Source organism: Microbacterium luticellae (assembly GCF_050408645.1).
Classification (GTDB): Bacteria; Actinomycetota; Actinomycetes; order Actinomycetales; family Microbacteriaceae; genus Microbacterium.
The window spans coordinates 1-25,623 of record NZ_JBNTKE010000006.1; the positions used below are offsets into that span (position 1 = coordinate 1).

Annotated in this window: 24 protein-coding genes; 11 read left to right on the top strand and 13 right to left on the bottom strand. The window is 61.3% G+C overall.

All coding sequences use genetic code 11. The features are described from left to right. Positions 1 to 703: 703 nt before the first annotated feature. The 6 genes from ACQUSW_RS12455 to ACQUSW_RS12480 all read right to left on the bottom strand — a co-directional run bounded on the left by ACQUSW_RS12455 (position 704) and on the right by ACQUSW_RS12480 (position 9,038). Positions 704 to 1,375 carry a GTP pyrophosphokinase gene (locus ACQUSW_RS12455; RefSeq protein ID WP_428932762.1) on the bottom strand — a complete coding sequence of 224 codons (672 nt, stop codon included), beginning with the start codon at positions 1,373 to 1,375 and terminating at the stop codon, positions 704 to 706. A 60-nt stretch (positions 1,376 to 1,435) separates the two neighbouring features. Continuing rightward, positions 1,436 to 3,622 carry a heavy metal translocating P-type ATPase gene (locus tag ACQUSW_RS12460; protein ID WP_428932632.1) on the bottom strand — a complete coding sequence of 729 codons (2,187 nt, stop codon included), beginning with the start codon at positions 3,620 to 3,622 and terminating at the stop codon, positions 1,436 to 1,438. Positions 3,623 to 3,669: 47 nt separating this feature from the next. Beyond that, complete coding sequence (locus ACQUSW_RS12465; RefSeq protein ID WP_428932633.1) at positions 3,670 to 5,925, bottom strand: heavy metal translocating P-type ATPase; 2,256 nt, start codon at positions 5,923 to 5,925, stop codon at positions 3,670 to 3,672. Positions 5,926 to 5,990: 65 nt separating this feature from the next. Continuing rightward, a complete protein-coding gene (locus tag ACQUSW_RS12470; RefSeq protein WP_428932634.1) occupies positions 5,991 to 6,200 on the bottom strand; it encodes a heavy-metal-associated domain-containing protein in 210 nt (69 codons plus the stop codon). A gap of 69 nt (positions 6,201 to 6,269) precedes the next feature. Then, positions 6,270 to 7,919 carry a SulP family inorganic anion transporter gene (locus ACQUSW_RS12475; protein WP_428932635.1) on the bottom strand — a complete coding sequence of 550 codons (1,650 nt, stop codon included), beginning with the start codon at positions 7,917 to 7,919 and terminating at the stop codon, positions 6,270 to 6,272. Positions 7,920 to 7,976: 57 nt separating this feature from the next. Then, entirely contained in the window at positions 7,977 to 9,038 is a 1,062-nt protein-coding gene (locus ACQUSW_RS12480; protein ID WP_428932636.1) for a DUF998 domain-containing protein, read from the bottom strand. A 101-nt stretch (positions 9,039 to 9,139) separates the two neighbouring features. Here ACQUSW_RS12480 and ACQUSW_RS12485 point away from each other — a divergent pair, with 101 nt between their 5' ends. The 4 genes from ACQUSW_RS12485 (at position 9,140) to ACQUSW_RS12500 (ending at position 12,684) form a co-directional block, all read left to right on the top strand. Then, positions 9,140 to 11,656, top strand: a complete 2,517-nt coding sequence (locus tag ACQUSW_RS12485) for a DEAD/DEAH box helicase (RefSeq protein WP_428932637.1) — start codon at positions 9,140 to 9,142, stop codon at positions 11,654 to 11,656. A gap of 78 nt (positions 11,657 to 11,734) precedes the next feature. Next, a complete protein-coding gene (locus ACQUSW_RS12490; RefSeq protein WP_428932638.1) occupies positions 11,735 to 11,959 on the top strand; it encodes a hypothetical protein in 225 nt (74 codons plus the stop codon). Position 11,960: 1 nt separating this feature from the next. Then, complete coding sequence (locus ACQUSW_RS12495) at positions 11,961 to 12,488, top strand: single-stranded DNA-binding protein (protein ID WP_428932639.1); 528 nt, start codon at positions 11,961 to 11,963, stop codon at positions 12,486 to 12,488. 25 nt (positions 12,489 to 12,513) lie between these two features. Continuing rightward, a complete protein-coding gene (locus tag ACQUSW_RS12500) occupies positions 12,514 to 12,684 on the top strand; it encodes a hypothetical protein (protein ID WP_428932640.1) in 171 nt (56 codons plus the stop codon). Here ACQUSW_RS12500 and ACQUSW_RS12505 read toward each other — a convergent pair. Beyond that, entirely contained in the window at positions 12,641 to 12,955 is a 315-nt protein-coding gene (locus ACQUSW_RS12505) for a hypothetical protein (RefSeq protein ID WP_428932641.1), read from the bottom strand. The two genes, ACQUSW_RS12500 and ACQUSW_RS12505, sit on opposite strands and share 44 nt — an antisense overlap. Before the next feature lie 111 nt (positions 12,956 to 13,066). Here ACQUSW_RS12505 and ACQUSW_RS12510 point away from each other — a divergent pair, with 111 nt between their 5' ends. Both ACQUSW_RS12510 and ACQUSW_RS12515 read left to right on the top strand, forming a co-directional pair. Continuing rightward, positions 13,067 to 13,969, top strand: a complete 903-nt coding sequence (locus ACQUSW_RS12510) for an LLM class flavin-dependent oxidoreductase (protein WP_428932642.1) — start codon at positions 13,067 to 13,069, stop codon at positions 13,967 to 13,969. Beyond that, a complete protein-coding gene (locus ACQUSW_RS12515) occupies positions 13,959 to 14,750 on the top strand; it encodes a class I SAM-dependent methyltransferase (protein ID WP_428932643.1) in 792 nt (263 codons plus the stop codon). The genes ACQUSW_RS12510 and ACQUSW_RS12515 overlap by 11 nt, the downstream gene beginning before the upstream one ends. A gap of 2 nt (positions 14,751 to 14,752) precedes the next feature. Here ACQUSW_RS12515 and ACQUSW_RS12520 read toward each other — a convergent pair whose 3' ends face one another. Continuing rightward, on the bottom strand, positions 14,753 to 15,550 hold the full coding sequence (locus ACQUSW_RS12520) for an alpha/beta fold hydrolase (RefSeq protein ID WP_428932644.1): 798 nt from the start codon (positions 15,548 to 15,550) through the stop codon (positions 14,753 to 14,755). A gap of 101 nt (positions 15,551 to 15,651) precedes the next feature. On the opposite strand from ACQUSW_RS12520, the gene purL reads away from it, so the two are divergent. From purL to ACQUSW_RS12545, 5 genes are read left to right on the top strand one after another with little or no spacing between them, the layout of a single operon-like run. Further along, entirely contained in the window at positions 15,652 to 17,979 is a 2,328-nt protein-coding gene (gene purL, locus ACQUSW_RS12525; protein WP_428932645.1) for a phosphoribosylformylglycinamidine synthase subunit PurL, read from the top strand. Next, positions 17,976 to 18,119 carry a hypothetical protein gene (locus ACQUSW_RS12530; RefSeq protein ID WP_428932646.1) on the top strand — a complete coding sequence of 48 codons (144 nt, stop codon included), beginning with the start codon at positions 17,976 to 17,978 and terminating at the stop codon, positions 18,117 to 18,119. The genes purL and ACQUSW_RS12530 overlap by 4 nt, the downstream gene beginning before the upstream one ends. Before the next feature lie 27 nt (positions 18,120 to 18,146). Next, positions 18,147 to 18,848 carry an SGNH/GDSL hydrolase family protein gene (locus ACQUSW_RS12535; RefSeq protein WP_428932647.1) on the top strand — a complete coding sequence of 234 codons (702 nt, stop codon included), beginning with the start codon at positions 18,147 to 18,149 and terminating at the stop codon, positions 18,846 to 18,848. Positions 18,849 to 18,881: 33 nt separating this feature from the next. Then, on the top strand, positions 18,882 to 19,241 hold the full coding sequence (locus ACQUSW_RS12540) for a TraR/DksA family transcriptional regulator (protein ID WP_428932648.1): 360 nt from the start codon (positions 18,882 to 18,884) through the stop codon (positions 19,239 to 19,241). A 38-nt stretch (positions 19,242 to 19,279) separates the two neighbouring features. Then, positions 19,280 to 20,077, top strand: a complete 798-nt coding sequence (locus ACQUSW_RS12545) for a hypothetical protein (protein WP_428932649.1) — start codon at positions 19,280 to 19,282, stop codon at positions 20,075 to 20,077. Between the two features lie 13 nt (positions 20,078 to 20,090). Here the strand turns inward: ACQUSW_RS12545 and ACQUSW_RS12550 are convergent, their stop codons facing one another. The 5 genes from ACQUSW_RS12550 to ACQUSW_RS12570 form a co-directional block, all read right to left on the bottom strand. Next, positions 20,091 to 21,008 (bottom strand): glycine betaine ABC transporter substrate-binding protein, encoded by a 918-nt coding sequence (locus ACQUSW_RS12550; RefSeq protein WP_428932650.1) that lies wholly within the window; start codon positions 21,006 to 21,008, stop codon positions 20,091 to 20,093. 108 nt (positions 21,009 to 21,116) lie between these two features. Continuing rightward, positions 21,117 to 22,118 (bottom strand): ABC transporter permease, encoded by a 1,002-nt coding sequence (locus ACQUSW_RS12555; protein WP_428932651.1) that lies wholly within the window; start codon positions 22,116 to 22,118, stop codon positions 21,117 to 21,119. Then, the gene (locus tag ACQUSW_RS12560; RefSeq protein WP_428932652.1) at positions 22,115 to 23,407 is read right to left on the bottom strand and encodes a quaternary amine ABC transporter ATP-binding protein; all 1,293 of its coding nucleotides are present in this window, start codon (positions 23,405 to 23,407) and stop codon (positions 22,115 to 22,117) included. The genes ACQUSW_RS12555 and ACQUSW_RS12560 overlap by 4 nt, the downstream gene beginning before the upstream one ends. Positions 23,408 to 23,775: 368 nt before the next feature. Then, positions 23,776 to 24,975, bottom strand: coding sequence for a class I SAM-dependent methyltransferase (locus ACQUSW_RS12565; protein WP_428932653.1), 1,200 nt, complete (start codon positions 24,973 to 24,975; stop codon positions 23,776 to 23,778). Beyond that, on the bottom strand, positions 24,972 to 25,568 hold the full coding sequence (locus ACQUSW_RS12570) for an ArsR/SmtB family transcription factor (RefSeq protein ID WP_428932654.1): 597 nt from the start codon (positions 25,566 to 25,568) through the stop codon (positions 24,972 to 24,974). Before ACQUSW_RS12570 ends, ACQUSW_RS12565 begins: the two co-directional genes overlap by 4 nt. Between the last annotated feature and the right edge of the window lie 55 nt (positions 25,569 to 25,623).

Sequence of the window (25,623 nt, forward strand, 5' to 3'; positions counted from 1 at the left end):
CTGCGACAACGACGATGCGACCTGCTCCATCGCACCATATGATGCACCAAAATCAGCCATCGTGCACACCTCCGAAAATCTTACGAACCGGACCACCCCGGCCCGACAACAACCAAACTACGAAATTCTGTGCGGCACCGCGATGGGGACAACTACCCATGCTCCCGGATTGCCCCTTCGTGCACCTTTCCTGCACCTTTCCTGCACCCTTCCCGCACCCTTCTTGCACCCTTCCCCCACCACTTGACCGAGAACAGCAAAATTGCCGAAAGAAGGCCAAAATCCCACAAATCATCCGTCTCCCGGCAATTTTCCTGTTCTCGGCAACACCAAACCCCACACCCCCCGGATGCCGCAGGCCAACCCACCCCCGGATCCAGTCCGGCCCTGCATGCAGCACACCAACCACGACCCGGATGCCGCAGGCCAACCGACCCATCTCCAGCATCCGGGAACACCTCTCACCGCACTAAGCCAGGCCTGCCCCTACTTTCTCCCCACCACTTGACCGAAAACAGCAAAATTGCCGAAAGGAGGCCAAAATCCCAGAAATCATGCATTTTTCGGCAATTCTCCTGTTCTCGGCAACCCGGGGCGAGGGAAGGAAGGAGTGCCAGGCGCAGCGGCAGGTCAAGGAGGACCAGGCCGAGCAAGCTAAGCCACGTGACGGAAAGAAGGAGACGCGAGTAGCGAACGCGGTCGGTTAGACGTCGACGATGTGAATGTCGGGGCCGGCGTGGGCTTCGCGGTGGAGCTGTTCCATTTGGGCGTCGAGTTGTGACGCTGCCGACGCGGCATCCGTGAGCTGTTGCACGAGGCGTGGTGGTACGGAGCCCGCAAATTTGTAGTGGATTTTGTGTTCGAGGCTCGCCCAGAAGTCCATGGCGATCGTGCGAAATTGTACTTCGACGGGTACACGGATGGTGCCGGTCGATAGATACACGGGCACCTCGATAATGGCGTGCAAACTTTTGTAACCGTTAGGTTTGGGGCTGGCGATGTAGTCTTTGACGACTCGCACGCTCACATCGTCTTGTTGGGTGAGCAGTTCGAACAGCAGATAGACGTCGGCAACAAAACTGCAAGTAACGCGCACGCCTGCGATATCGGTAATTTCGCGGCGGATCGTGTCGAAGTCGCCATCGAGGCCTTTTCGCACCACTTTTTCGACAATACTGTCGGCTGATTTGAGCCGCACTTTTACGTGTTCGATGGGGTTGTAGGCGTGCAGGTGCGTGAATTCGTCGCGCAGGATCGTAATTTTGGTTTCGACCTCGCGCATACCGAACTCGTATTCGCGCAGCATCCGCTCAAATCGGTCACGTAAATCGCGGGCTTGAGCGAGTGTTGCTTTGTCGACGGGAGAAATCTCCATGGTCATGACGCTACCTCCTGCCTCCGACGCTACGCAGTCCGTTTCGGAATCGGCTGGAAATTAGTGCCCGGTGTGCTCCGAGTGCCCGGTGTCCCCCGAATGCCCCGAGTGCCCCGGATGCTGCGCAGCATCCGGTCGCGTTTCGATTTTGGCGGGCTCTCGTTCGAGGTCGAGGCGTCGCAGCGTTTGTGCGTTGATGGCGACGACGATGGTGGAGAGCGACATGAGTAGCGCACCGATCGACATGGGCATGACGAAGCCGATGGGCGCGAGCACGCCTGCTGCGAGGGGCACGGCGATGAGGTTGTATCCGGCAGCCCACCACAGGTTTTGTCGCATTTTGCGGTAGCTGGCGCGGGAGAGCGTCATGACGGAGGTGACGGCGCGGGGGTCGGATCCGGCAAGGATGACGCCGGCCGAGGCGATGGCGACGTCTGTTCCGGCTCCGATGGCGATGCCGACGTTGGCCTGTGCCAGTGCGGGTGCATCGTTGACGCCGTCGCCGACCATTGCCACGGTTTTGCCTTCGTTTTGTAGTTCGGTAACCTTGGCGGCCTTGTTTTCGGGACGCACTCCGGCGTAGACGCGGTCAATGCCGAGTTCGCGGGCGACGGAGTCGGCGACGGCCTGTGCGTCGCCGGTGATCATGACCACTTCGGCGCCGCGTTCGTGGAGTTCGTCGATCGCTTGCCGTGATTCGGGGCGGATCTCGTCGGCCAGGCGCAGGCCTCCCACTACTTTTCTGTCACGGACAACGTGCACGATGATGGCGCCTTCTTGCGACCATTCTTCGGCTTCGGCGACAGGGTCTGCGCCGTTTTCTTCGAGCAGGTAGGGGCCGCCGACGCTCACGGTCGCGCCGTCGATGGTGGCTGTTACTCCTACGGCGGGGGATGAAGAGAATCCGGATGCCGCAGGTATCGCCAGTTCTTTTTCTTCGGCGGCGCGCACGATGGCGCGGGCGAGCGGGTGCTCGCTATCGGCTTCGGCGGCGGCCGCGAGCGCCAGCACTTCGTCGGCACTGTGGCCGTCAACGGGCGCGATGGCGGTGACGACGGGTTCGCCGCGGGTGAGTGTGCCTGTTTTGTCGAAGAGTACGGTGTCGACGGTGCGCATGGTTTCGAGCGCAATTCGGTCTTTGACGAGCACTCCGGCGCGTGCGGCTCGTTCGGTGGCAATCGATACGACGAGGGGTATGGCAAGGCCTAGCGCGTGGGGGCATGCTATGACGAGCACGGTGATGGTGCGCACGATGGCGTCGTCGGGTGAGCCGATGAGCAGCCAGACGATGACGGTGATGATGGCGGCGCTGAGCGCGAACCAGAAGAGCCAGGCGGCTGCGCGGTCGGCGAGGCGTTGTGCCCGTGAGCTTGATGATTGTGCTTCGGTGACGAGTTTTTGTATTCCGGCGAGCGCGGTGTCGTCGCCGATGGCCGTGATTTTTACTCGTAGCCCTGAGTCGGTTGCGACGGTGCCTGCGGTGACGTGTTCGCCTTCGCTACGGGTGACGGTGCGTGATTCACCGGTGAGCATCGATTCGTCGATGGCAGCTTGGCCGTCGACAATAATGCCGTCGGCGGGAACACTGCCGCCGGGTCGTACGACGACAACGTCGTCGATGCGGAGGTCGTCGGGGTGGATGGTTTCGACACCGTCGTCGGTGATGCGCTCTGCAGCATCCGGGAGCAAAGCGGCGAGCGAATCGAGTGCCGAACTGCTCTGCGCCAGCGAACGCATTTCGAGCCAGTGGCCGAGCAGCATGATGACGACGAGCAGGGCGAGTTCCCACCAAAATTCGAGCTCTTTGTCGATGATTCCGAGTGTCGAGCCCCATGAGGCGAGGAACGCGACGGTGATCGCGAGCGCCACCAGAAGCATCATTCCGGGTTTGCGTGCTCGTAGTTCATCGACCGCGCCGGTCAGGAATGGGCGGCCACCCCACACATACATGAGGGTGCCGAGGATGGGGGCGATCCAGGTGGTGGGGCCGCTTTCGGGAATCGTGTAGCCGATGAGTGATGCGAACATTCCCGAAAATGCGACGACGGGAATCGCGATAATCAGGTTGATCCAGAACAGCCGTCGGTACTGGGCGACATGCGCTTCGTGGCCGCCGTGACCGCCGTGACCGCCGTGCCCGCCATGGTCACCGTGCCCACCGTGAGCGCCATGCCCACCGTGAGCGCCATGCCCAGTGTCGTCACCGTGCCCCGTGTGCGCGCTGTGTTCGTCGTGCGAGGTCGTCATGCGGAGTCCTCTCGTATCACTTTCGTGGCGGAGTGCGTGCCGGTTCGTTACCGGAACCGCCGCAGTCGCAAACTGTTACCAACAACAAAGACGCTCGAGAACGCCATTGCTGCCCCGGCGATCATGGGGCTCAGTAGCCCGAGTGCTGCCAAGGGTATCGCGGCGGTGTTGTAGGCAAAAGCCCAGAACAGGTTGCCTTTTATGGTGCCGAGTGTGCGCCGCGAGAGCCTTATGGCATCGGCGGCGACGCGCAGATCGCCACGGACAAGGGTGATGTCGGATGCCTCGATGGCCACGTCCGTACCGGTCCCCATGGCCATGCCCAGGTCGGCCTGTGCCAGGGCGGGTGCGTCGTTGACGCCGTCGCCGATCATGGCCACAACTTTTCCTTCGTTTTGCAACTGCTGCACAACATCGACCTTGTCGGCGGGCATGACCTCGGCGATCACGCGATCGATTCCTACCTGCGCGGCAATGTGTTCGGCTGCTGCCGTGTTGTCTCCGGTGAGCAGTATCGGGGTGAGGCCCAGGGCACGCAGGGCCGTTACGGCTTCTTTGCTGCTGGCCTTCAGTTGGTCGGCCACCACGAGCACGCCACGCACGGCGTCGTCCCACGCCACAATAACGGCGGTTTGTCCGGCAGCTTCTGCCTCGCGCATGCTCGCTTCGAGCTCTTCTGACACCCGGATGCCTCGGGCAGACATCATTGCTCGCCGCCCCACTAGTACGGTACGGCCCTCAACAAGCCCGCTCACGCCGTGGCCGGCATGGTTAGCGAAGTCGCTCACTGGCGGAAGCACACCGGCCCCATCAGTTGCTGCCTGCACTATGGCCCGGGCGATGGGGTGTTCGGAACCGTTTTCGACGGCGGCGGCCAGGCGCAGGAGGTCGGCGGCGGGGGTTGTGGCATCCGGAATGGTGTCGACGAGGGTCATGCGGCCCTCGGTGACGGTGCCTGTTTTATCGAGCACAACTGTGTCGACGCGGCGGGTTGATTCCAGAATTTCTGGGCCCTTGATGAGGATTCCCATGCGTGCGCCCCGGCCGGTACCGACCAGCAGTGCCGTGGGTGTCGCCAATCCTAGAGCGCACGGGCACGCGATAATCAGCACGGCCACCGCGGCGGTGAATGCCATCGACCAGCCCTGCCCCGTTGCTGCCCACACAATGAGCGTGGCCAGGGCAATAACAATCACAATGGGCACAAAAACAGCCGAAATTCGGTCGGCCAAGCGCTGCACTTCGGCTTTGCCGGTCTGGGCGTCTTCGACCATGCGAGCCATGTGCGCCAGCTGCGTATCGGCACCCACCCGCGTGGCTCGCACTACCAGACGGCCACCGGCGTTCACGGTGGCGCCAGTAACGGCATCGCCCGGGGCAACCTCGGTCGGCACCGATTCACCCGTGAGCAGTGACGCGTCAATGGCCGAGGAACCATCAATAATCACACCATCGGTCGCGATTTTTTCGCCCGGCCGCACAACAAACTCGTCACCCACCTGCAAGTCATCAATAGCGACGAGTTTTTCTGTGCCGTCACGCAGCACAGCCACCTCTTTTGCACCCAGTTCGAGCAGGGCACGCAGTGCGGCACCGGCCTGCCGTTTCGCGCGCTTTTCAAAGTAGCGACCGGCAAGCACAAACATGGTTACGCCCGCCGCGACCTCAAGATAAATCGCCGCGGCACCGTCGGTGCGTTCAAGCGCAAAAGAGAAACCGTGCGTCATGCCCGGCACACCTGCGGTGCCCAAAAACAGCGCGTACAGCGACCACAAAAACGCGGCGCTCGTGCCCACGCTAATCAGGGTGTCCATAGTGGCTGCGCCGTGCCGGGCATTAACAGCCGCGGCGCGATGGAACGGCCACGCACCCCACACCACAACGGGCGCCGTCAACACCAACGACAACCACTGCCAATAGGTGAACTGCAGGGGCGGCACCATCGCCAGCACGATTACGGGCACCGACAGAATGACAGAACCGATAAGACGCTGACGCAGGCCCTGCAGTTCGCGGTCGGCGGCCGTGGGCGTAGCATCCGGAGTCGTATCGCTGGGGGCTGTAGCCGCCTGGGGCGGCGGGGGCACCGTCGCGCTATATCCGGCATTTTCTACCGTGGCAACCAGCAGGGCCTCATCGAGCGTGTTTTCGCTTGTGACCCGCGCTTTTTCGGTGGCATAGTTGACCGTTGCGGTTACGCCATCGAGCTTGTTGAGCTTTTTCTCGATGCGCATGGCACACGAGGCACAGGTCATTCCACCGATTTCGAGTTCAACCTGAGTGAGGTTTGTCGGGGTGGTCATGCATGGGTTCCTGTTCTGCTCGGGAGGTATTCGGATGCCGGTATCGGATGCCGGTGCTCGGCGGATTAGACGCTGACCGCGCTGTACCCGGCCTCGTCAACAGCGGCAATAACAGCGGCTGCGTCGATGTCGCCGTCGCCTGCAACGACGAGTGTGCCGTCGGCGGCGCTCACGGTGATGCGTGTGACTCCGGCAACGTTTTCTACTTCTTCGCGCACGGACATTTCGCAGTGGCTGCAGGTCATTCCGGTGACGGTAAAGGTGCGGGTGGTCATGGCTGTTTCCTCCTAGGGGGACCGTTACTACACCTCAACCATATACCCCCCTAGGGTATTCCGTGATCGCTACTTTTCTTCGACCGGACGCAAACGCTCCACATGGCTTCGCGCATGTGCGGCCGCAGCATCGAGGTCATCAAAGAGGTGATTGCGGTGTCGCAATGACCGCACCACGCCCACGCGTTCGGCGAGGCCCAAGTGTTGGGGCTGAATACCTTTGATGAGCACGGTCATGCCCCGCCGCTCCAACGACGAGGTCAGTTCGGTGATCACCTGAGCACCCGTGGCGTCAAGAATTTGCAGCTTCGACATGCTGATAATCACCACGTGAATATCGCGCAGTTCGGTGATGCGCTCGAGCATCGCTTCGGCCGCACCAAAAAACAGTGCCCCCTCCAAGCGGAACACGGCGATGCGTTCATCACCGGGCCGCACAGGGCCGGGCAGATCGGCCCGCTGCACACCACTGGTACCCGCCAGCTGACGCAGTGCAAAGAACGCAGCCGCCGCAATACCAATAATGACCGCATAAACCAGGTCGACACTGATCGTGATGATGGCGGTAATGATGAAGATGATCGCATCGGACCGTGTAGAACGAATCACCGTGAGCACGGTAGCCAGTGAGATCATGCGCATGGCCGTGACCATCAAGACTCCTGCGAGCGCTGCGAGTGGAATGTGCGCGACGACTGCCGATCCCACGAGCACAACCAGAAGCAGCAGCACGCCGTGAATGATGGCGGCGAGCCGTGTTTGCGCCCCGGCACGCACACTCACGGCTGTGCGGGCGATGGCGCCTGTTGCGGGCATGCCTCCGAAGAGACCGGCTGCGATAGATGCCAGACCCTGCCCCACGAGTTCGCGGTCGGCTTCGTACGGACCGGTGTCAGAAATAGATGCGGCAACGCGGGCGGCGAGGAGGGATTCGATTCCAGCGAGCGCGGCAACGGCAACGGCTGGCCCGGCGAGTACGGCGATGAGTTCGCCCGACACCTCGGGGAACATGGGGGCGGGCAGGCCTGTCGGTAGTGCACCGATGGTGTCGACCGGCATGCCCGTCGTTACGGCCAGCACGGCCGTAATAACAATTGCTACCAGCGAGGCCGGAAACTGTGGGTGGATACGCACAGTTACAAGCATCGTGATCACAACGATTGCCACCATGAGCAGCGCCCAGCCCACCCTGGCGGGGTCAACACTGGTGACTGCCTGGAATGCGGCGATGGCAGCGTTCGTGCTGTCGGCCTGCGTGCCAGCCACGGCGGTGGGCACCTGCTGTAAAAAGATGATGACAGCGATACCGAAGGTAAACCCTTCGATCACGGGCCAGGGGATAAAACTCACCGACCTGCCGAGACCGAAGACCCCGGCGGCGATCACGATGACTCCCGACATCAGGCACAGTAGCGCAAGAGCGCCTGCCCCGTGCACGGCAAGTACGGGTGCCAACACGACAACCATGGCTCCGGTGGGGCCCGAGACCTGCACATTAGAGCCACCAAAGATCGCGGCAACAATACCCGCAATAATGGCGGTGACCAGGCCGCTTTCGGCGCCTGCTCCCGAGCTCACCCCGAAAGCGAGCGCCAGCGGCAGCGCAACGATCCCGACGGTAACACCCGCCATGAGGTCGCCCCGCCACGTGCGCTTGATGTCGCGGTAATCGGCCAGCGAAGGCAGCAGTGCTTTTAGGCCCGATAAGGCGTGATCCACATCATCACAACCCTTCCGTTGGGGGTGTTTGCTTACCTGCCCTGATTGTAAACACCACTAGTGCTGCACGGGCATCAGCTTTCCGCGGTGTGAGGCGCGGGGGCGATCGGGGGTGAGAGCTGCGAGCGTGCGAATAAACGTTGACATCCACAGCAGGCAGATGCCCACGACGATCACTTCGAGCACGGTCACCGGGAAAACGCCGAGCGGGTCGGCGAGTATGAGTGAGGCGAGCGAAAGCAGTACGAATCCGGCCGTGGAAACCCACAGAAAACGGGGCGCGTTTTTGAGCACGGCGGTGGTGGCGATGGCACTCACGATAAGCAGTGCCAGTGCGGTAACAGCAGCCACGGCGTGCGGCAACGGCACAAGATGTTCGGGCAGCAGCCCGACGGCAGCGAGCGCGAGTCCGGTTGCCGCCCACAGCACGACCGACCACGTGATCGAGGCAAAAGAGTCGTCGCCATACAGCCGGTGCAGGTCACGGCCGATATATGCGCCCACGGTGGCGATCAGCAGCCCCGCAACAATCACCGTGCCGTTAAATGCCCAGGCTCCGGCGCCTGTGCCTAGTTGCGAGAAGTTGCGTTGCCACCACGTGGCGTCGGCGGCGGTCACCATGGCAAAGAGTGTGCCGATCACGAGAAAACCAAAGAGGACGCTGGCGAGGTCGCGGGTGCGGAGCCCTACACCGGCGGTAAAGGCAAATCGGCCTCCGGTGGCCGCTGCAGCGCCGGTAAAGATTGCGCCGCCCCACATAGGGAGGCGCAGCCCCTGCAAACCGATGGTCAAGATTTGACCGGCGAGCAATAGCCCCAGGGCCGTGATTCCGGCGAAGGCCAGGGTGAGCGATACCGCCGAGAGGTTTGAGACGACGGCCTGCCAGCGGGGCATGCCGCCAGTTTCGCCGCGGCGATACATGACGGTGCTCACCACAAACGCTGCCGCCGCAATAACACCGGCGACACCTGCAGCGGGCACAGAGAGTGAAAGTTCACCGACGAGCGGCCGCGGTGGCCCCCACAACACAACGAGCCCGGCGAGGGCGCCGACAATAAAGCACACAACCGTGGCGATGATCGATCGCCCTACCCAACGCACTCGCTGTGTCTGCTGCACTCCTCTATGCAACCATGCACAGCCGACGCTGCCGAAACCCACAGCACCCGCAACCGCACCAATGCGACTTTGTCGGTGCTCGGTGACATGATCAAGAGAGCATGTCTTCTTCTCCCCGCCTTGATCCCTCTCCGTTCCTGGCTGCGTCAAGCCCTGATCCGGATGCCGTGTACGCGGCGTTTGTTGACTGGGTCGAAAGCACCGGTCTCTCGCTGTATCCCGCGCAAGACGAATCCCTCATCGAGATCGTGTCGGGCAGCAATCTTATTCTTTCCACGCCCACCGGCACGGGTAAGTCGCTGGTAGCTGTCGGTGCCCACTTCGCGGCTCTGGCGCGCGGTCAGCGCAGCCATTACACGGCACCGATTAAAGCCCTGGTGAGCGAAAAGTTTTTTGCTCTCGTCGACATTTTTGGTGCCGACAGTGTGGGTATGGTCACGGGTGACTCTGCTGTGAACCCCGACGCCCCTATCGTGTGCTGCACGGCCGAGATCGTGGCTAACCTTGCACTGCGCGAGGGCGATGACGCCGATATTGGCCAGGTGGTGATGGATGAGTTTCACTACTATGGCGACCCCGAACGCGGTTGGGCGTGGCAGGTTCCTCTGCTGACGCTGCCACAGGCACAGTTTGTCCTCATGTCGGCAACGCTCGGCGACGTCACCGAGCTTGCCGCCGACATCACGCGCCGCACGCTTCGTGAAACGGCCGTGGTTACGGGTGTGGAGCGCCCGGTTCCACTGCACTTTTTTTATGAGACCACACCCATTCACGAGACGATCACCGAGCTGCTCAGCACCGACCGCGCACCGGTGTACATTGTTCACTTTTCGCAGGCTGCCGCTATGGAACGCGCCCAGGCGCTGGCCAGCGCACAGGTGGCCTCCCGTGAGCTGCGCAATCAGATTGCTGAACTCATGGGTGGTTTTCGTTTCACGACCGCATTCGGTAAAACACTGTCGCGTCTCTTGCGGTTGGGTATCGGCGTGCACCATGCCGGAATGCTGCCCAAGTATCGCCGCCTGGTAGAACAGCTCGCACAGCGGGGGCTCCTGCGCGTCATCTGCGGCACCGACACCCTGGGCGTGGGCATTAATGTGCCCATTCGCACGGTGCTGCTCACCGCCCTCACGAAGTTTGATGGTTTCCGGATGCGGCACCTTAACGCCCGCGAATTTCACCAGATTGCCGGGCGTGCGGGCCGCGCAGGTTTCGACACGGCAGGCACCGTTGTGGCGCAGGCGCCCGAGCACGAAACAGAAAACCTGGCTGCTCTGCGCAAAGCGGGCGACGACCCGAAGAAGCGGCGCAAGATTGTGCGCAAAAAAGCGCCCGATGGTTTTGTTTCGTGGGGTGAACCGTCGTTTCGCAAACTGGTTGACACCGAACCCGAAACGCTTACCTCGCACATGCACATCACCAGCGCCATGATGCTGAACGTTATTGCTCGCGGGGGCGACGTTTTTGGCAGCATCCGGAAACTCATCTTTGATAATCATGAGTCGCGTGCGCAGCAGCGGATACTGGCGCTTCGCGCCCTCGGCATTTATCGCACGCTGCGGGAGTCGGGTGTCGTTGAGCAAGACGAAGACGGCACGATTCGGCTCACGGTCGACCTGCAGCCCAACTTTGCGCTCAACCAGCCGCTCTCACCCTTTGCTCTCGCGGCATTTGGACTGCTTGACCCTGAATCGCCCACTTTTGCGCTCGACATGATGTCGATCGTTGAGGCCACCCTCGACGACCCGCGAGCGGTGCTCAGCCAGCAGGAGTTTCAGGCGCGCGGCGAAGCTGTCGCCGCGATGAAAGCCGAGGGTATCGAGTACGACGAACGCATGGAACTGCTCGAACAGATCACTTACCCCCGCCCGCTCGACGAGTTACTGCATGCGGCGTTTGAGACGTTCAGCGCCGCGCAGCCGTGGATTCGCGACAGTGAGTTGCATCCGAAGTCGGTCGTGCGAGACATGTATGAACGGGCCATGTCTTTTGGTGAATATGTGGCGTTCTATAAAACCGCGCGCTCGGAGGGTGTGGTTCTTCGATACCTGTCCGACGCTTACCGTGCTGCCTCACAAACGATCCCTGAGCACCTAAAAAACGATGAGCTCCGTGATCTCATCGAATGGCTCGGTGAACTTGTGCGACAGGTTGACTCATCGCTGCTCGACGAGTGGGAAGAACTGGTGTCGGCAGGCCCGGCACGCGCCGACAATAGCGAACCGATCGTGCCCCCGGCACCCCGCACCCTCACCAGCAACGAACGGGCCTTTCGTATTCTGGTGCGCAACGAACTTTTTCGCCGTGTACTCCTGGCCGCACGCGACGACGTCGAAGAACTCGGCAGGCTCGATCCCGACTTCGGTGAGGCCAGGTGGGACGACGCCCTGGCCCGCTACTACGATGAGCACGACGAAATACTCACCGGTGCCGACGCGCGCAGCTCTGCGCTCCTACTCATCGACACGGCAGAAAACCCGCGCGAATGGGTTGTGCACCAGATTATTGACGACCCGGCAGGGCACCATGACTGGCGCATCACGGCACGGGTCGATCTTGATGCATCGGATGCCGTAGGCGAAGCGGTCATCGCCATCGACCAGTTCGCGCGCCTCTAGCACCCCAGCCTGCCTGTGCGAGGGTCTGCCCGTGCACTCGTTCATGCGCCCTCCAGTCACGGCGCGCACAATAGAAGCATGGGACTATTTCAGCAGCGACCCGAACAGCACAACGACGAATGGGCGGGGCTTCCCTCAGAACCCTTAAAACCGCAAGGCTTTGCCGAAGCACTGCCCGAAGAGCAGACAGTAGCAGCAGCTAGCCTTGATCCTGCAGGCGAAGGGGTAACCTCAATCTCTATCCCGATTCCTGCCACCCCCGACACAGTCGAACCCGGCGAAGAAGATACACAACGCGAGTGAAGTGATGAACGAAACGAACCTGACCGTTATTGGCAATCTGACCGCCGACCCCGAACTCCGATTCACCCAGTCTGGTGTGGCCGTGGCCAACTTTACGGTGGCCAGCACGCCGCGCACTTTCGATCGGGCCTCCGGCCAGTGGCGTGATGGTGAGGCCCTGTTCATGCGCTGCTCCATTTGGCGCGAAGCAGCCGAAAACGTTGCATCGTCGCTCACAAAAGGCATGCGCGTAGTCGTCACTGGCCGCATTCAGCAGCGCAGCTACCAAGACCGTGAAGGCAACAACCGCACCGTCGTCGAAATGACCGCCGACGAAGTCGCACCATCTCTGCGCTTCGCTACCGCACAGGTCACTCGCGCGGCACGCCAAGGTGGTGGCCCGGGCTCCAGCCCAGCGCCGACCGAGACTCCCGCAAGAGGCGGCGGTGGCTATGGCGGCTCCGCGCCCGCGGCTCAAGAATCACCGTGGGCAACGCCGGGTTCGGCCGACGGTTGGGCGCTTCCGGGCGACGAAGATACGCCGTTCTAGCGCGCGAACACGCCGCAGCCTCGCCATGGTCGAAGCCGCCGTGCTCTCCGCCCAACAGCACCAGCGCGTGTTGATCGACAGCGTTATTGAGCAAGCGCGCCGCGATGCCATTGAAAAAGCCCCGGATGCCGGCATCCGGGAATGGCTCGAAATTACCGCGGCCGCTGAGCTCGGCGTCGCGCCAGCCAATAAATAAACAGAATAATGAGGCCAACAGCAGCGAGCGCTGCCGAAGCGATGCGCAGTTCGACAACATTGTTTTGTGTGCGCGATAAGAATGCCATGGCGCCCACCACGAGGCCCGCGATCAGCACGGCACAGCCAGCGATAAAAAGCATGGGTGACGTGTGTCGTGCTGTAGCGGCCGCGTCGTTAGGCGCTGGTCGACGCCACCGGGCAACGATGACACCGAGGAGAAAAGCAGCAGCCGCAAGTATCAGCAAGAACTTCACGGCGGCGGCAATCATGTATCGAGCGTATCGGCAGGTCGACACCCTCGGCATAATTCACGATCACGTGTGCGTGTCTGAGGTCGACGTTACGATGCCGAGAAGGTTCGTTTTTCGCGGAGGTGGCTGATGACAACGGTCAGTGCAGTTTTTAGTCCCTATCACTATGCGCCCGAAGAGTTTCGCGGTGCCGTCATCGCAGCAGAACGCGCAGAGTTACCGGTGCTGTGGCTGTGGGAAGACTGTTTTCGCGAGTCGGCCTATGCCTCGGCAGCGGCAGCACTCGCGTGGACCGAGAACCTGCGCGTAGGAGTAGGTATTTCTCCTTTTCCACTGCGCAACACGGCGCTCACGGCCATGGAGATCGCAACCATCGAACGCATGTTTCCCGGCCGATTGATTCCTGGATTTGGGCATGGTGTACTCGACTGGATGAGCCAGGTCGGTGCGCGCGTTGCATCACCGCTGACTCTCATGAAAGAGTCAATCCCCGCTATTCGTGCGCTATTGCAGGGAGAGAAGTGCACCGTCGAGGGCAGGTATGTGACTCTGCGAGAGGTAGCTCTCGACTGGCCGCCAACATCGACCCCGCCCCTCTACGCGGCCGGTGAGGGGCCCAAAACACTGCAGCTGGCGGGTGCTCTGGCCGATGGTGTCATTCTTGCCGGAGGGTACTCGCCGCAAGAGTTTGGCGAGCAGATCGCTCATGTGCAGCACGGTGCCGCGGATGCAGGAAAGACGCAGACGCCACGCGTCACGATGTATCTCACCGCTTCGTTCGGCGACGGAGCCGGAGCACGAGTATCCACAGACCTGGGAGACCGCGGCGTCGACAACGCCCGCGCGGCCTGGGGCGACCCGGCCGATGTTGCCGATGTTGTGCGGCAACTACAGCAGGTCGGCGCCAATGAGGTGGCGCTCGTGCCGACCTCGGCTGAACCCGACCTTGCCGAATTCTTTGCAGCAACGAGCGAAGTGGGCCGCATCATTGCGGAAAAGAACGAAGAAAATCAAGCAAACGATGGCCCATAACCGCGATAAGTACGAGACCCGAACCGTGCAACACGAGCGGCAGGCCGCCAAGGGGGCGACAACGATGCCCGACTTTGATTCCGCCCGACGCGAAACAATTCGCTACCACGACGAGCTCTACTCCAACGTCGAGCTCGGCGAAAAAGGTACGTGGCTCGAACGCCCGCACCGCCTCATCTTCGATGCGCTCCACCTCTTGCCCAACAACCGGCCCGTTATCGCTTACGACCTCGGCGCAGGCGTCGGCCGTCACGTCGTACCAATGCTCAAACATCTACCTGATGGCTCCCACGTCTACGCGATCGACCTCTTAGACACAGCAGTGCAGCAGCTCGAAACTCTCGCGCCAACAAGCGGAACCACGCGCCTCCATGCACACCAGCAAGACCTCACGAGCGTCGAATTCGTGAGCGACGTCGACCTTATTTTTGCTTTCTCAGCAATCGAACACCTTCCAAGCGTCACTGCTGTACGGCAACTGCTCACAAAAGCTCGAATATCACTGCGAGAAGGTGGCGTCATAGCCCTCGGCGTCATTGTCGACCGCTATGAAATCGACAGTGCCGGCAAACCGCGCCCCGCACTCATCGAAAGCGGTCTCTCTAGCCGCGACGTCAACGAAATACTCACTGACACGCTGCACGAGTTGCGTCCGGTAACCACCAACGCCGGCCGCGCCGAAATAGACGAAGAACGCGACGGCGAGTCCTACACCCTCGCGTCAACGCTCATCACCTACATCGGCCGCCTCGACCGCGAGCCTCACCGCCGGCCGCGCTAGCGTCACTGTCCGGCGCGAAAAAACTCCACCGCAGCCTCACGGAATTCACGTGAAGCAGGGGCATTGAAATGATGACGGCGCGGAATAACAAAGAGCTCTGCGTTACCGGATCCATCAGCGAGTTCCCGCGAAGCAGCAAGATCCGGGTCATTCTCACCACTGGCAATAAGCACAGGCAGATCAGGAAGCGCCAGTGTGTCCGACGTCAAACCTGTCTCATGAATGCCGCGCGCCATAGCCAAAAGTGCTGAGGCATCATTGCCTGGCACGCGCTCGGTAATAGCCACATACTGTTGGGTAGCGGCATCCGACACCGCCGTTCCCTCCCGCACATGCGTCTCGACCTGCGCGAAATCAATCGCCGCAAAAGGCGCACCCTCGGGAACTCCCCCCAAAACGATGCGGTCAACACGATGGGGAATCTCGGCAGCAACCCGCCACGCAACCTGCCCACCCAGCGAATAACCGAGCAGCAGGGCGTCGTCGATCAAATACGTATCGAGCACCTGCTCAACATCATTCGCCAACGTCTTCACGCTATAGGCATCAACCTGGTGCGGCTTTTCGCTATCACCATGGCCGCGAAAATCAATACCTAAAACCCGAAAACCGGCCGCGACCAGAGCACGCTCCCACCCGGTCAACACCCACGAATCATGTGTGCTCGAAGCAAAACCGTGCAGCACAACAACCGTCGGGGCATCAACCTCACCCCACGTATACGTCGCCAGCCGCACACCATCACCCGTAAACACACGCTGAGGGTCAGGCATACGCAAGTCAGACAGTGGAATAGACATATCTCTCATTCTGCTCCTGTCTGCACCAAAAAGGGTCGAAACCGTGTCTCCCAACCCCCGGTAGACTGTGTTTGCCCCGCCAGCCTGATCTTGGAGTGCGCGTGAACACCCCTGTGAACACCCCTGTTGACCACGTTCCCGACTCGGTCGAGAACGCCATCGCCACCCCCGAAAGAGAACAGCCCTATGAGGCTCTCGGGCTCAAGGCCGACGAATACGCCAAGATCAAAGAAATTCTTGGCCGCCGCCCCACCTCAGGCGAACTCGCCATGTACTCGGTGATGTGGTCAGAGCACTGCTCCTACAAGTCGAGCAAGATCTATCTGCGCCGCTTCGGTGAAAAAGTCAGCGAAGAAATGAAAGAACGCCTCATGGTCGGCATGGGTCAAAACGCGGGCGTCGTTGACATCGGCGAAGGTTGGGCCGTGACGTTCAAGGCTGAAAGCCACAACCACCCCAGCTACATCGAACCGTTCCAGGGCGCCGCAACCGGTATTGGCGGAATCGTACGCGACATCATCTCGATGGGTGCTCGCCCCGTCGCCGTCATGGACGCCCTGCGCTTCGGTGCCATCGACCACCCCGACACACCTCGCGTCGTACACGGCGTAACCAGCGGCATCTCGTTCTACGGCAACTGCCTCGGCCTGCCCAATATCGGTGGCGAGACTGTATTTGACTCGGTATACCAGGCCAACCCCCTCGTGAACGCTCTCGCCGTGGGTGTACTTCGCCACGAAGACCTCAAACTGGCCAACGCCACCGGCGTGGGCAACAAGGTTGTGCTGTTTGGTGCACGCACCGGCGGTGACGGTATTGGTGGCGCGTCTATTCTTGCCTCCGACTCCTTCGACGACGGCGGTCCCACCAAACGCCCCGCCGTGCAGGTGGGCGACCCCTTTGCCGAAAAGGTGCTCATCGAATGCTGTCTCGAGCTTTACCAGGCAGAGCTCGTCGAAGCCATTCAAGACCTCGGCGCAGCAGGAATCTCCTGCGCCACGTCAGAGCTGGCAGCCAACGGCAACTCGGGCATGCATGTCTCCCTCGACAGCGTGCTGCTGCGTGACCCATCGCTCACGGCCGAAGAGATTCTTATGTCGGAGTCACAAGAGCGCATGATGGCCATCGTCGCCCCCGACAAACTCGACGCCTTCCTTGCTGTGACCAACAAGTGGGAAGTAGAAACATCTGTGCTCGGCGAGGTCACCGGCGACGGCCGCCTCGTTATCGACTGGCGCGGCGAGCGCATTGTCGACGTCGACCCCACGACCGTTGCTGTCGACGGCCCGGTTTACGAACGCCCCGTCGCCTACCCCTCGTGGATTGACGCGCTCCAGGCGGATGCGGCTGAAAACCTGCCGCGCTCCAACGACCCCGCTGTGCTGCGCGACCAGTTCTTGGCGCTCGTGGGTAGCCCCAACCTTGCCGATAAGTCGTGGATCACCAACCAGTACGACTATTACGTGCTCGGCAATACGGCGCTTGCCTTCCCCGACGATGCGGGAATGATTCGCGTCGACGAAGAATCGGGCCTCGGTTGTGCGATTGCCACCGACGCTAACGGCCGCTACAGCCAGCTTGACCCTTATGCGGGTGCACAGTTGGCCTTGGCCGAGTCGTTCCGCAACGTTGCTGTAACGGGCGCTAAACCCACGGCTATCACCGACTGCCTCAACTTTGGTTCGCCCGAGAACCCCGAGGTTATGTGGCAGTTCGGTCAAACCGTGGATGGTTTGGCCGACGGATGCTACGCACTGGGCACCCCCGTCACCGGCGGCAACGTCTCGTTCTACAACCAGACAGGCGATGTACCCATCCACCCCACTCCTCTCGTGGGTGTGCTCGGCATTATTGACGACGTCGCCCGCCGTATTCCTTCTGGCTGGCAAGACGCAGGAGAAAACATCTACCTGCTGGGTGTCACGTCGACCGAGCTGAGCGGTTCGGCGTGGGCTGACACCGTGCACAACCACCTGGGTGGGCGCCCTCCTGCTGTTGACTTCGCCGCCGAGAAGCGGCTCGCCGAACTCATCGCGGCGGGGGCCGAACAGTCGCTCATTTCGAGCGCACACGACCTGTCGACCGGTGGTCTCGGTCAGGCTCTCACCGAAGCCGTCTTGCGCTTTGGTGTTGGCGCACGTGTGTGGCTCACCGAGATTATGGAGCGCGACAGTGTTGATGCCGCATCGGCGCTGTTCTCCGAATCGACGGCCCGTGTTCTTGTGACCGTTCCACGCGAAGACGACGTCAAGTTCAAAGGCCTGTGCGAGGGCCGCGGCTACCCGGTGCTGCGCATTGGTGTCACCGACTCGGAGCCGACGCTCGAAGTACAAGACGTCTTCACTGTGACAGTCGATGAACTACGAGCCACCGCCCAGGCAACACTGCCCGCCGTATTTGGCCCGACGGTTGCCGAGGCACAGGCATGAGCGACACCATCGACACGAGCGACGACTACAGCGGCTTCGAACGCCGCAATCGTCGCATCCGGATCACCGCGTGGGTCACGATTGCCTCACTCATTTTGGTGGGCGGAGGCGCCACCGTTATCACGCTGCTGTTCGGTTAGCGGGCACCCTCAGGTCACAATGGGGATATGACCAACACTGAACGCGAGCGCCTTCGGGCACGGTGTGCGTCTTCTGAACCGACAACGTGGGTGCTGACAGGTGACTCCATTACGCACGGCCTCGTGCACACGCACGGTGCTCGAAACTATGTCGACCATCTGCATGAGTTGATCCGTGGCGACCTGGGGCGCACCCGCGACGTCATTATCAACACCGGTATTAGTGGTCACCGCATCACGCAGATACTCGACGACTTCGGGCGTCGCGTGGCCGACTGGCATCCGGATGTCGTCACGCTGATGATCGGCACGAACGACGCCGCCACCAACCGTGCAGAGGTGGTGCAGCCACACAACTTTGGTGATTCGCTGCGCACCTTTGTTGCTCGTGTGCGTCAGTTCAATGCGATACCGGTGCTGCAAACACCGCCGTTTGTTGACATTACGCACGCTCCCGAGAGAGCGCGCATTGCCGAGTTTGTTGCTGCGGTTCGCGCCGTTGCGCACCTCGACGACGTTATTCTCGTCGACCAGCATGCGTGGTTTACCGAAGAGGCAGCCGGCGGCGTGCCGTGGCGTTTTATGTCTGACCCCTTTCACCCCAATGATGCCGGTCACGCAGCCCTCGCACTCACGCTCGCCGAAGCCCTCGACCTGCACACGATCGACCACCCCGAACGGGTGCTGACCGATCTGCGCGCCCGCATCGCCCTCGCACAGCGCCGCTAAACTGGCCGGTCATCAAGAGAAAGCACGGCGAATATGCACAGCACCACCGACAGTGAGTCGCTTCTGGCCATGTTGCACCGCTTGCACGCCGAAGCCAGTGAGCGTGTGACGACCACCGCCACTGCCCTCGAAACACTGGTTCACGACCGCGAAGGGGCCAACGATGACGACGAGCACGACCCCGATGGTGTGACTCTGTCGAGCGAGTGGTCGCGGCTGAGTGGCCTGCTCGATGAGGCCCGCGCCGAGCAGCAGCAGATTGAAGCGGCCCTCGACCGGTGGAACGCAGGCACCTATGGCGTCTGCATCTCGTGCGGCACTGGTATCCCCGCTGCACGGCTCGAGATACGGCCCTTTGCCGAACGGTGTGTTCCCTGCGCCGAAAAACGGTGACACCGCCACCATTCCCGCCTGGTTAGGCTAAGTGGATCATGGATGCATTCTTTAGTGGCCTCTGGCAGTTCGTTGGTTCATACTGGTGGCTCATTTTTCCGCTCATGGGCGTCGCGGGTGGCATTGGCAAGTCGATCGAAGCGAGCGCAAAGCGGCGGCACGAACGGCGGCTCGAAACACTGCGAGTGAAGGGTGAGATCAAGGCCGCCCAGATCGCGGCACGCAGCGGCCGTGCGGTGGGCGCTGGTATTCAGCATCCGGATGCTACCGCCCCCGCCACCGTTGAATCATCGTCGTCTCTGCCCACCGACCGTGAGCTACTCGAACGCCTCTTTGCTGATCACGATGACGTCACTGCGCGCTGGCTCGACTATGAACTTGATGTAGCTAAGCTGATCGCTTTTCCGGCGATGAGCGACGGTCGCCAACCGTTGACGGCTGAATTTTTGCGCGCCAAAAAGACTGCTGATGCCCTGCGCCCCGCCTCTACCGACGCGAAACTGAGCGAAAAACAGATGGCCGAATATTTAGAGGCCGTCGGCAACTATGCCGTGGCCTTCGACGTCGCCGAGCGCGACGCACGCCGCCTGCGCGACTCGTCATTTACCGAACCAGAACGCAAGCGGCTCGACCGCGCGCAGCAGCTGCTCAAAGTTGCTGTTGATGAGTCGGCCACGCAAGCAGAACGCAATGTTGCATATAAGCGCGTGCGTGAAGAAATTGACGGCCTTATCGCGCTCTCTGATGAAGCCGTTGAGGTGCTGCAGAAAAAGGTGGCGCCGCAGTTGCCCTCCACAAACACCAGTGCCCCGAGCCATAAAGACCCGGGGCACTGAATAGCGTCGTCGATTACTCGGTCAGAGTTGCGACGTAGTCCTGGTTTTCGTCCATCCAGGCACGCACAATGTCGGTGTAGTCGCTAACGTCTTCTTCACCCGAGTTGTACATGGCGTTCTCGAGCGAGAACAGCACGTCGCTGCTCATGCTGAAGGTCGACAGCCACTGGAAAACTTCCGGTGCGTCTTCTTCTAGCGTGGTCGCGGCGATCGTGTGGATCGACTCGGCCTCGCCCAGCGTCAGCTCGGGGTCTTCGAGGTCTTTAATGTCGAAGGCGTCGTATGCCCAGTGGGGACGCCACAGGGTAACAACCACGTTCTCACCGGCGTCGAGCTTCGACTCGAGCTCAGCGAGCATAGCCGGGGTCGACGAGGTGATGAAGTCCATGCCCTCAAGACCATAGGTCGGGATGGCGTTCTCCTGCGTTGCCTTGGTCAGACCAGCACCGGGTTCGATACCGATGAGACGGTTGTCGAATTCGTCGGCCTTCTCAGCAAGCTCGGTCAGTGAGTCGACCGGTGCATCAGCGTTGACGGCAATCGTCAGCTTGGCGTCGTCGTTCCACGAGCCGAGGTCAACGATGTCGTTGCCGAACTCCTCAAAGTAGTCGGCGTGCGTGAACGGCAGCCAGCCATCGAGAGCCAGGTCGTAGCTACCGTCGGCAACACCCGAGAAAACGGGGCCAGCGTCGGCGTACTGCAGGTCAACGGTGTAGCCCTGGTCTTCGAGAACCAGCTTCCACAGGTACGAGGCAGCCTCGCCCTCGGGCCAGCCGTTGAAGACACCAATCGTCAGGCTTGCTTTTTCTTCCGTGGTGCTGCCACCGGTGTCACCGCTGTCCGTGCTGCCGCCGTCGCTTGCGCAACCGGTCAAGGCAAGAGCTGCGGTAACACTCAGCGCGAGAGCACCAAAAATGTGTCGCTTGTTCATTGTGTTTCCTTTCCTCCCGTGTGCTGTGTCACGGGTGTTGGGGATATTCCGCGGTGTGCGCGGGTTCCTTCACGTGTCGGGTGCACGCGTGGTCTAGTGATTCCGCAATTACGCGGTGGGGATGGTCGCCGTGCCCGTGGGGGTGGCGCCCGATGCGCCAGCATCCGGAGTCGATGAGCCTGAATCTTCTTCACCGTTGTTGGCAGAGTTGGCGTTTTCACCGTTGCTGTTCTTCTTGCGGCGGCGGCCACGGCCACCAAAACCGCCCGTGATGCGGTCAAGAATCATGGCAATGACCACGACGGCGGTTCCGGCCTCGAAACCGAGGGGAATGTTGACCGAGCTCAGCGCCTGCACGATCGGGCGACCCAAGCCGGGAGCGCCCACCATGCTGGCGATAACCGACATCGACAGCGAAAGCATGATCACCTGGTTGACACCGGCCATAATCGACGGCATCGCCAGCGGCAGCTGAATCTGTCGCAGAATACGGCCCGGCGTAGCGCCGAACGCATGCCCTGCCTCGACAACCTCTTCGTCCACGCCGCGGATACCAAGTTCGGTCAAGCGAACACCGGGCGCGACAGCGAACAGAATCGTTGCCACGATGCCGGGCACGGGGCCAACGCTGAACAGAAAGATCGCGGGCAGCAGGTAGACGAAGGCGGGCATCGTCTGCAAAAAGTCGAGTATGGGGCGCACGGTGTTCGATACGGCTTGCGAACGTGCCGCCCAAATACCCACCGGAATCGCGATAACGGTGGCGATCAGCACCGCCACAATCGTGAGCGCCAGCGTGAGCATAGCGTTTTCCCACTGCGCCATCGTGATGATGAGTATCAGGCCGAGAGCCGTACCCAGAGCCAGCTTCCATCCCTTCGCCAAGAAGGCGACGGCGACCAGCGCGATAATGATCACCCAGGCGGGCGGAGCCGTGAAGAGCCATGCGGCTGCGTCATACAGCGTGCTGAAGACAACAGCGAGCGCGTCAAACAGCCAACCGACGTATTCCTTCAAGAAGTTAATGAACTCCTTGACCCATTTTCCGAGCGGAATTCGGCCGCCTGACTGCAGCCACGGAATGATTTCGACCATGCCGACGAGGTTCATGCGTTCACGCTCCCTTCGGGCGTTGCACCGGATTCGACCGCATCAACCAGCGGTGTGAATTCGGCAACCATGTCGATCGGAGTCTGAATGATCGGCATTTCGCGAGTTGTCGGTGGAACGTTGCCGAGCGCGGCCAAGAGCACAACGCGGGGGATAACGCCCACGAGGCGGCGGTCTTCGTCAACAACGGCCAGCGGAACAGGTGTTTCGACTGCCCGCTCAACAATGTCGGTGAGAAGGTCGTCGGGGCCCACGGTGAGCACTGTGTCGTCAACGATCTGACGCAGGTCGGTCTGACCTGCCTTGACTGCGCGAATCACTGCGCGGTCGGTCACTACGCCGACGAGGCGGCGGTTCTCTACCGCGAAGATGGCGCTGGCCTGGTGCTCGCGCAGCACGCGCAGCGCACCGCGAACACCGGCGGTGAGCGGCGTCGTCAAGTGCGGCGGCTCCATGACGGCGCTGGCGGTGAGTACGCGCGTACGGTCGACGTCTTGCACGAACTGTGCCACGTAGTCGTTGGCCGGGTCAGTGAGAATTTCTTCGGGGGTGCCATTTTGCACAATGCGGCCATCACGCATCACGGCGATGCGGTCGCCGAGGAACATGGCTTCGTTGAGATCGTGCGTAATGAAGATGATGGTGCGGCCCAGCTCTTGCTGCAGTTCGACCAGCTGCTCTTGCATTTCGCGGCGGATCAACGGGTCAAGCGCCGAGAACGCTTCGTCCATGAGCAGAATATCGCTGCCCGAGGTTAGCGCACGGGCAAGGCCAACACGCTGGCGCATTCCGCCCGAGAGCTCGTCAGGGAACTTATCGGCCCACAGGCCCAGTCCCACCTTTTCGAGAATCTCTTGCGCGCGAGCATTGCGCTCTTCGCGGCCGACACCCTGGATTTCGAGCGCGTATGCGGCGTTGTCGAGCACCGTGCGGTGCGGCAGCAGCGCGAAGTGCTGAAACACCATCGATACGCTTTTACGCCGAATATCGCGTAGTTCTTTCGCGCTGGTGCGGGTCACACTGCGTCCCTGGATGAGCACTTCACCATCGGTGGGCGTCAGCAGGCCGTTCAGCATGCGAATGATGGTGGATTTTCCGGAGCCCGACAGCCCCATGATGACGAAAATCTCACCGGCTTTAACAGAGAAGCTTGCATCGATCACGGCTGCGGTGCCCGCGTCGAGAATGTCGTCGCGAGTCTCGCCCGCTTTCAGTCGCCGAACCCCAGCGGCGGGATTCTTGCCGAACACCTTGTACAGATGATGCGCTTCAAGAGCGGTTTCGGTCACGTTTCCCCCGTAGCTCACCCCACAGGTGAGTCCACTTCGGTTGCGCCCGGGTGGTAGTCGCATGGCCGCTTCGATTTCGCCGTGCTGGCGACTCTGGCGTCGGATTTCGGATCCGCGCAAAGACTACCGACCATACGTCTGCGCCGCTCCGAATTGCACAGAATCGAAGGAGGACACAGACGCGGACTGGTCTTGAGGCCACTAAGCCCAATGAACCAACGTAACAAAGTGACGCTTTTGTGCCAAGCGGCGGCACCCAGCGTTATTGTGACTTTTCGTGTTTTTCTGCGGAATTCTCGACATTCTGCACTTGGTCCAGTATCGAGAACCGTTATCTGAACGTTGCGCAACCCCGTTGACAGAGGGTGTTATTTTGCCCGTAAAACTGTGCGCGTAACGGTAAATTTCGGCGTTCTATGTATCTGTTCCGTGGGTCCAACGAGCGCCGTGAGCGCCTGTTTATGGTCGAGATGCGAGTTAAAAACTGTCCAGATCTGCCCACCCGGCGCAAGCAGCCTGCCGGATGCCTCAATAAGGCGCCGCCCTGCCCCCTCGTGCACACTCGCACCCACGTGAAACGGCGGGTTGAGCAGCACGATGTCTGCGCGCGCCTCGGGCAGGCGCGATCCGGCGTCGTCGAGCGTCACGATAATGCGATGCTCGAGCTGCTGTCCGCGCACGGTCGCGCGGGTTGAGCGCACCGCGGCAGCCGAACGGTCGGTTGCCCACACCGTGGCATCCGGATGCTGCAGTGCAAAGGCAACTGCAAGCGCCCCTGTACCGCATCCCATATCAACGGCCGTCAGCGGCATGGTCGACGTGGCAGCCGCCCGCCGGTCCGATGCATATTCTCGACGGAGGCGTGGCAGGCAGTCGAGTAGTACTCGTGTTCCGATGTCGAGGCGTGGTCCAGCGAATACGCCACCGTAGGCGTACAGCGTGACGGGTTGGGTGACTCCCGGCAGCGTGTGCGTTTCGTTCGTAGGAAATGGTGGCTGGGGTGCAACCGGGCGGGCGTCGCTGGCAATAACGAGGCGAGACTTTCTTTCGGCCCGCTGGGGCTGCACGCGGTGAAAGTAGCGCGCGAGTATGTCATTTTGCCCGAGTGTCATGTGTTTTACGCGGCCGCCGGCGATGACGGTTACGGCAGGGTCAGCCCACCGCGCGATGGCGTCGGCGATTTCTTCGAGCGCCGAAAGCACGGTCGGCAATTGAACGATAACGAGCGTCGCACCGGCGAGCAGGTCGGCGTCGAGGTCGCCCATGGTTGGTGTCTGCATACCGAGCATGCGTGCGTTGGCGGCGAGCGCGCGCCGCCCTGTTTCATCATCGTGGTGCACGCGTATGTCGGCGATACCTGCGTGTTGCAGTGCGAGTGCGATGGCTCCGTAGCGGTCGCCGATCACGACGGGCGGTTGAGTGGCGGCCTGCTGTTCGTGCTGCTGCCGGGCTTCGTAGATACGCAGCGCTTCGCGCACGAGCAGAGTGTCGGTGGCGTCGTGGGCTTGCAGATTGGGCGCTTCGATATCGGGGTATCGGCGCAGCTGGTGGTAGGGAAAGTCGGTCATGGCAGGGTTTCGTCTCCGGCGACGAAGTCGATTTGCCACAGTCGTGATTCCGGATGCTGCGGGTCATGCTCTTGCCGTGCGTCGTTGACGATGTTTTGTATCGTGGCGAACATGTCGTGAAACTCTTGCGGTGTGAGCCGCAGACGCGACTGCACAAAAGTGCCGTGTTCTTCGGTGGTGCGGCCGCTGATGTATTCGGCCGAGTAGGCGATGACTCGGCGAACGAGGTCGTTGTGGTCGTCGACGAGTGCGCGGATGAGGGCACTGCTGAGCGCTTCGTCGGTTATGGGCGCTTCGGGTCCGCCGACGTTGAGGGAGGCGGGAACCGCCGCCCAGACGCGGTCGCGGCGGTCGCGTGCTTTTTCTGGTGCTTCGGCGATGAGTTCGGCGTCGGCGAGCACTCGCAGGTGAAAGCTGACCTTGTTGGCGGGTTCGTCGAGGGCCACTGCTATGTCGGCGGCGCGTGCGAATTGCTCGCGCATAACAACACGCATGATTTCTTGGCGCAGGGGGTTGGCGAGTGCTTTCAGCATCGCTGTTGTCATGGTTCGCGGGGCGGGGTCTTCTTTGGCACTGCCCGGCTTCTTAGTCATGGCGTTATTCAACCAGAAATAATTGCGCATATTTAGTTGCGCAAGTTTTATTGCA

What these genes read in the sequence shown, in the direction of transcription:
- ACQUSW_RS12455 (WP_428932762.1), bottom strand. Translation starts at nt 1,375, where the DNA reads ATGGAGATTTCTCCCGTCGACAAAGCAACACTCGCTCAAGCCCGCGAT.
- ACQUSW_RS12460 (WP_428932632.1), bottom strand. Translation starts at nt 3,622, where the DNA reads ATGACGACCTCGCACGACGAACACAGCGCGCACACGGGGCACGGTGAC.
- ACQUSW_RS12465 (WP_428932633.1), bottom strand. Translation starts at nt 5,925, where the DNA reads ATGACCACCCCGACAAACCTCACTCAGGTTGAACTCGAAATCGGTGGA.
- ACQUSW_RS12470 (WP_428932634.1), bottom strand. Translation starts at nt 6,200, where the DNA reads ATGACCACCCGCACCTTTACCGTCACCGGAATGACCTGCAGCCACTGC.
- ACQUSW_RS12485 (WP_428932637.1), top strand. Translation starts at nt 9,140, where the DNA reads ATGTCTTCTTCTCCCCGCCTTGATCCCTCTCCGTTCCTGGCTGCGTCA.
- ACQUSW_RS12490 (WP_428932638.1), top strand. Translation starts at nt 11,735, where the DNA reads ATGGGACTATTTCAGCAGCGACCCGAACAGCACAACGACGAATGGGCG.
- ACQUSW_RS12500 (WP_428932640.1), top strand. Translation starts at nt 12,514, where the DNA reads ATGGTCGAAGCCGCCGTGCTCTCCGCCCAACAGCACCAGCGCGTGTTG.
- ACQUSW_RS12505 (WP_428932641.1), bottom strand. Translation starts at nt 12,955, where the DNA reads ATGATTGCCGCCGCCGTGAAGTTCTTGCTGATACTTGCGGCTGCTGCT.
- ACQUSW_RS12510 (WP_428932642.1), top strand. Translation starts at nt 13,067, where the DNA reads ATGACAACGGTCAGTGCAGTTTTTAGTCCCTATCACTATGCGCCCGAA.
- ACQUSW_RS12515 (WP_428932643.1), top strand. Translation starts at nt 13,959, where the DNA reads ATGGCCCATAACCGCGATAAGTACGAGACCCGAACCGTGCAACACGAG.
- ACQUSW_RS12520 (WP_428932644.1), bottom strand. Translation starts at nt 15,550, where the DNA reads ATGTCTATTCCACTGTCTGACTTGCGTATGCCTGACCCTCAGCGTGTG.
- ACQUSW_RS12530 (WP_428932646.1), top strand. Translation starts at nt 17,976, where the DNA reads ATGAGCGACACCATCGACACGAGCGACGACTACAGCGGCTTCGAACGC.
- ACQUSW_RS12535 (WP_428932647.1), top strand. Translation starts at nt 18,147, where the DNA reads ATGACCAACACTGAACGCGAGCGCCTTCGGGCACGGTGTGCGTCTTCT.
- ACQUSW_RS12540 (WP_428932648.1), top strand. Translation starts at nt 18,882, where the DNA reads ATGCACAGCACCACCGACAGTGAGTCGCTTCTGGCCATGTTGCACCGC.
- ACQUSW_RS12545 (WP_428932649.1), top strand. Translation starts at nt 19,280, where the DNA reads ATGGATGCATTCTTTAGTGGCCTCTGGCAGTTCGTTGGTTCATACTGG.
- ACQUSW_RS12550 (WP_428932650.1), bottom strand. Translation starts at nt 21,008, where the DNA reads ATGAACAAGCGACACATTTTTGGTGCTCTCGCGCTGAGTGTTACCGCA.
- ACQUSW_RS12555 (WP_428932651.1), bottom strand. Translation starts at nt 22,118, where the DNA reads ATGAACCTCGTCGGCATGGTCGAAATCATTCCGTGGCTGCAGTCAGGC.
- ACQUSW_RS12565 (WP_428932653.1), bottom strand. Translation starts at nt 24,975, where the DNA reads ATGACCGACTTTCCCTACCACCAGCTGCGCCGATACCCCGATATCGAA.
- ACQUSW_RS12570 (WP_428932654.1), bottom strand. Translation starts at nt 25,568, where the DNA reads ATGACTAAGAAGCCGGGCAGTGCCAAAGAAGACCCCGCCCCGCGAACC.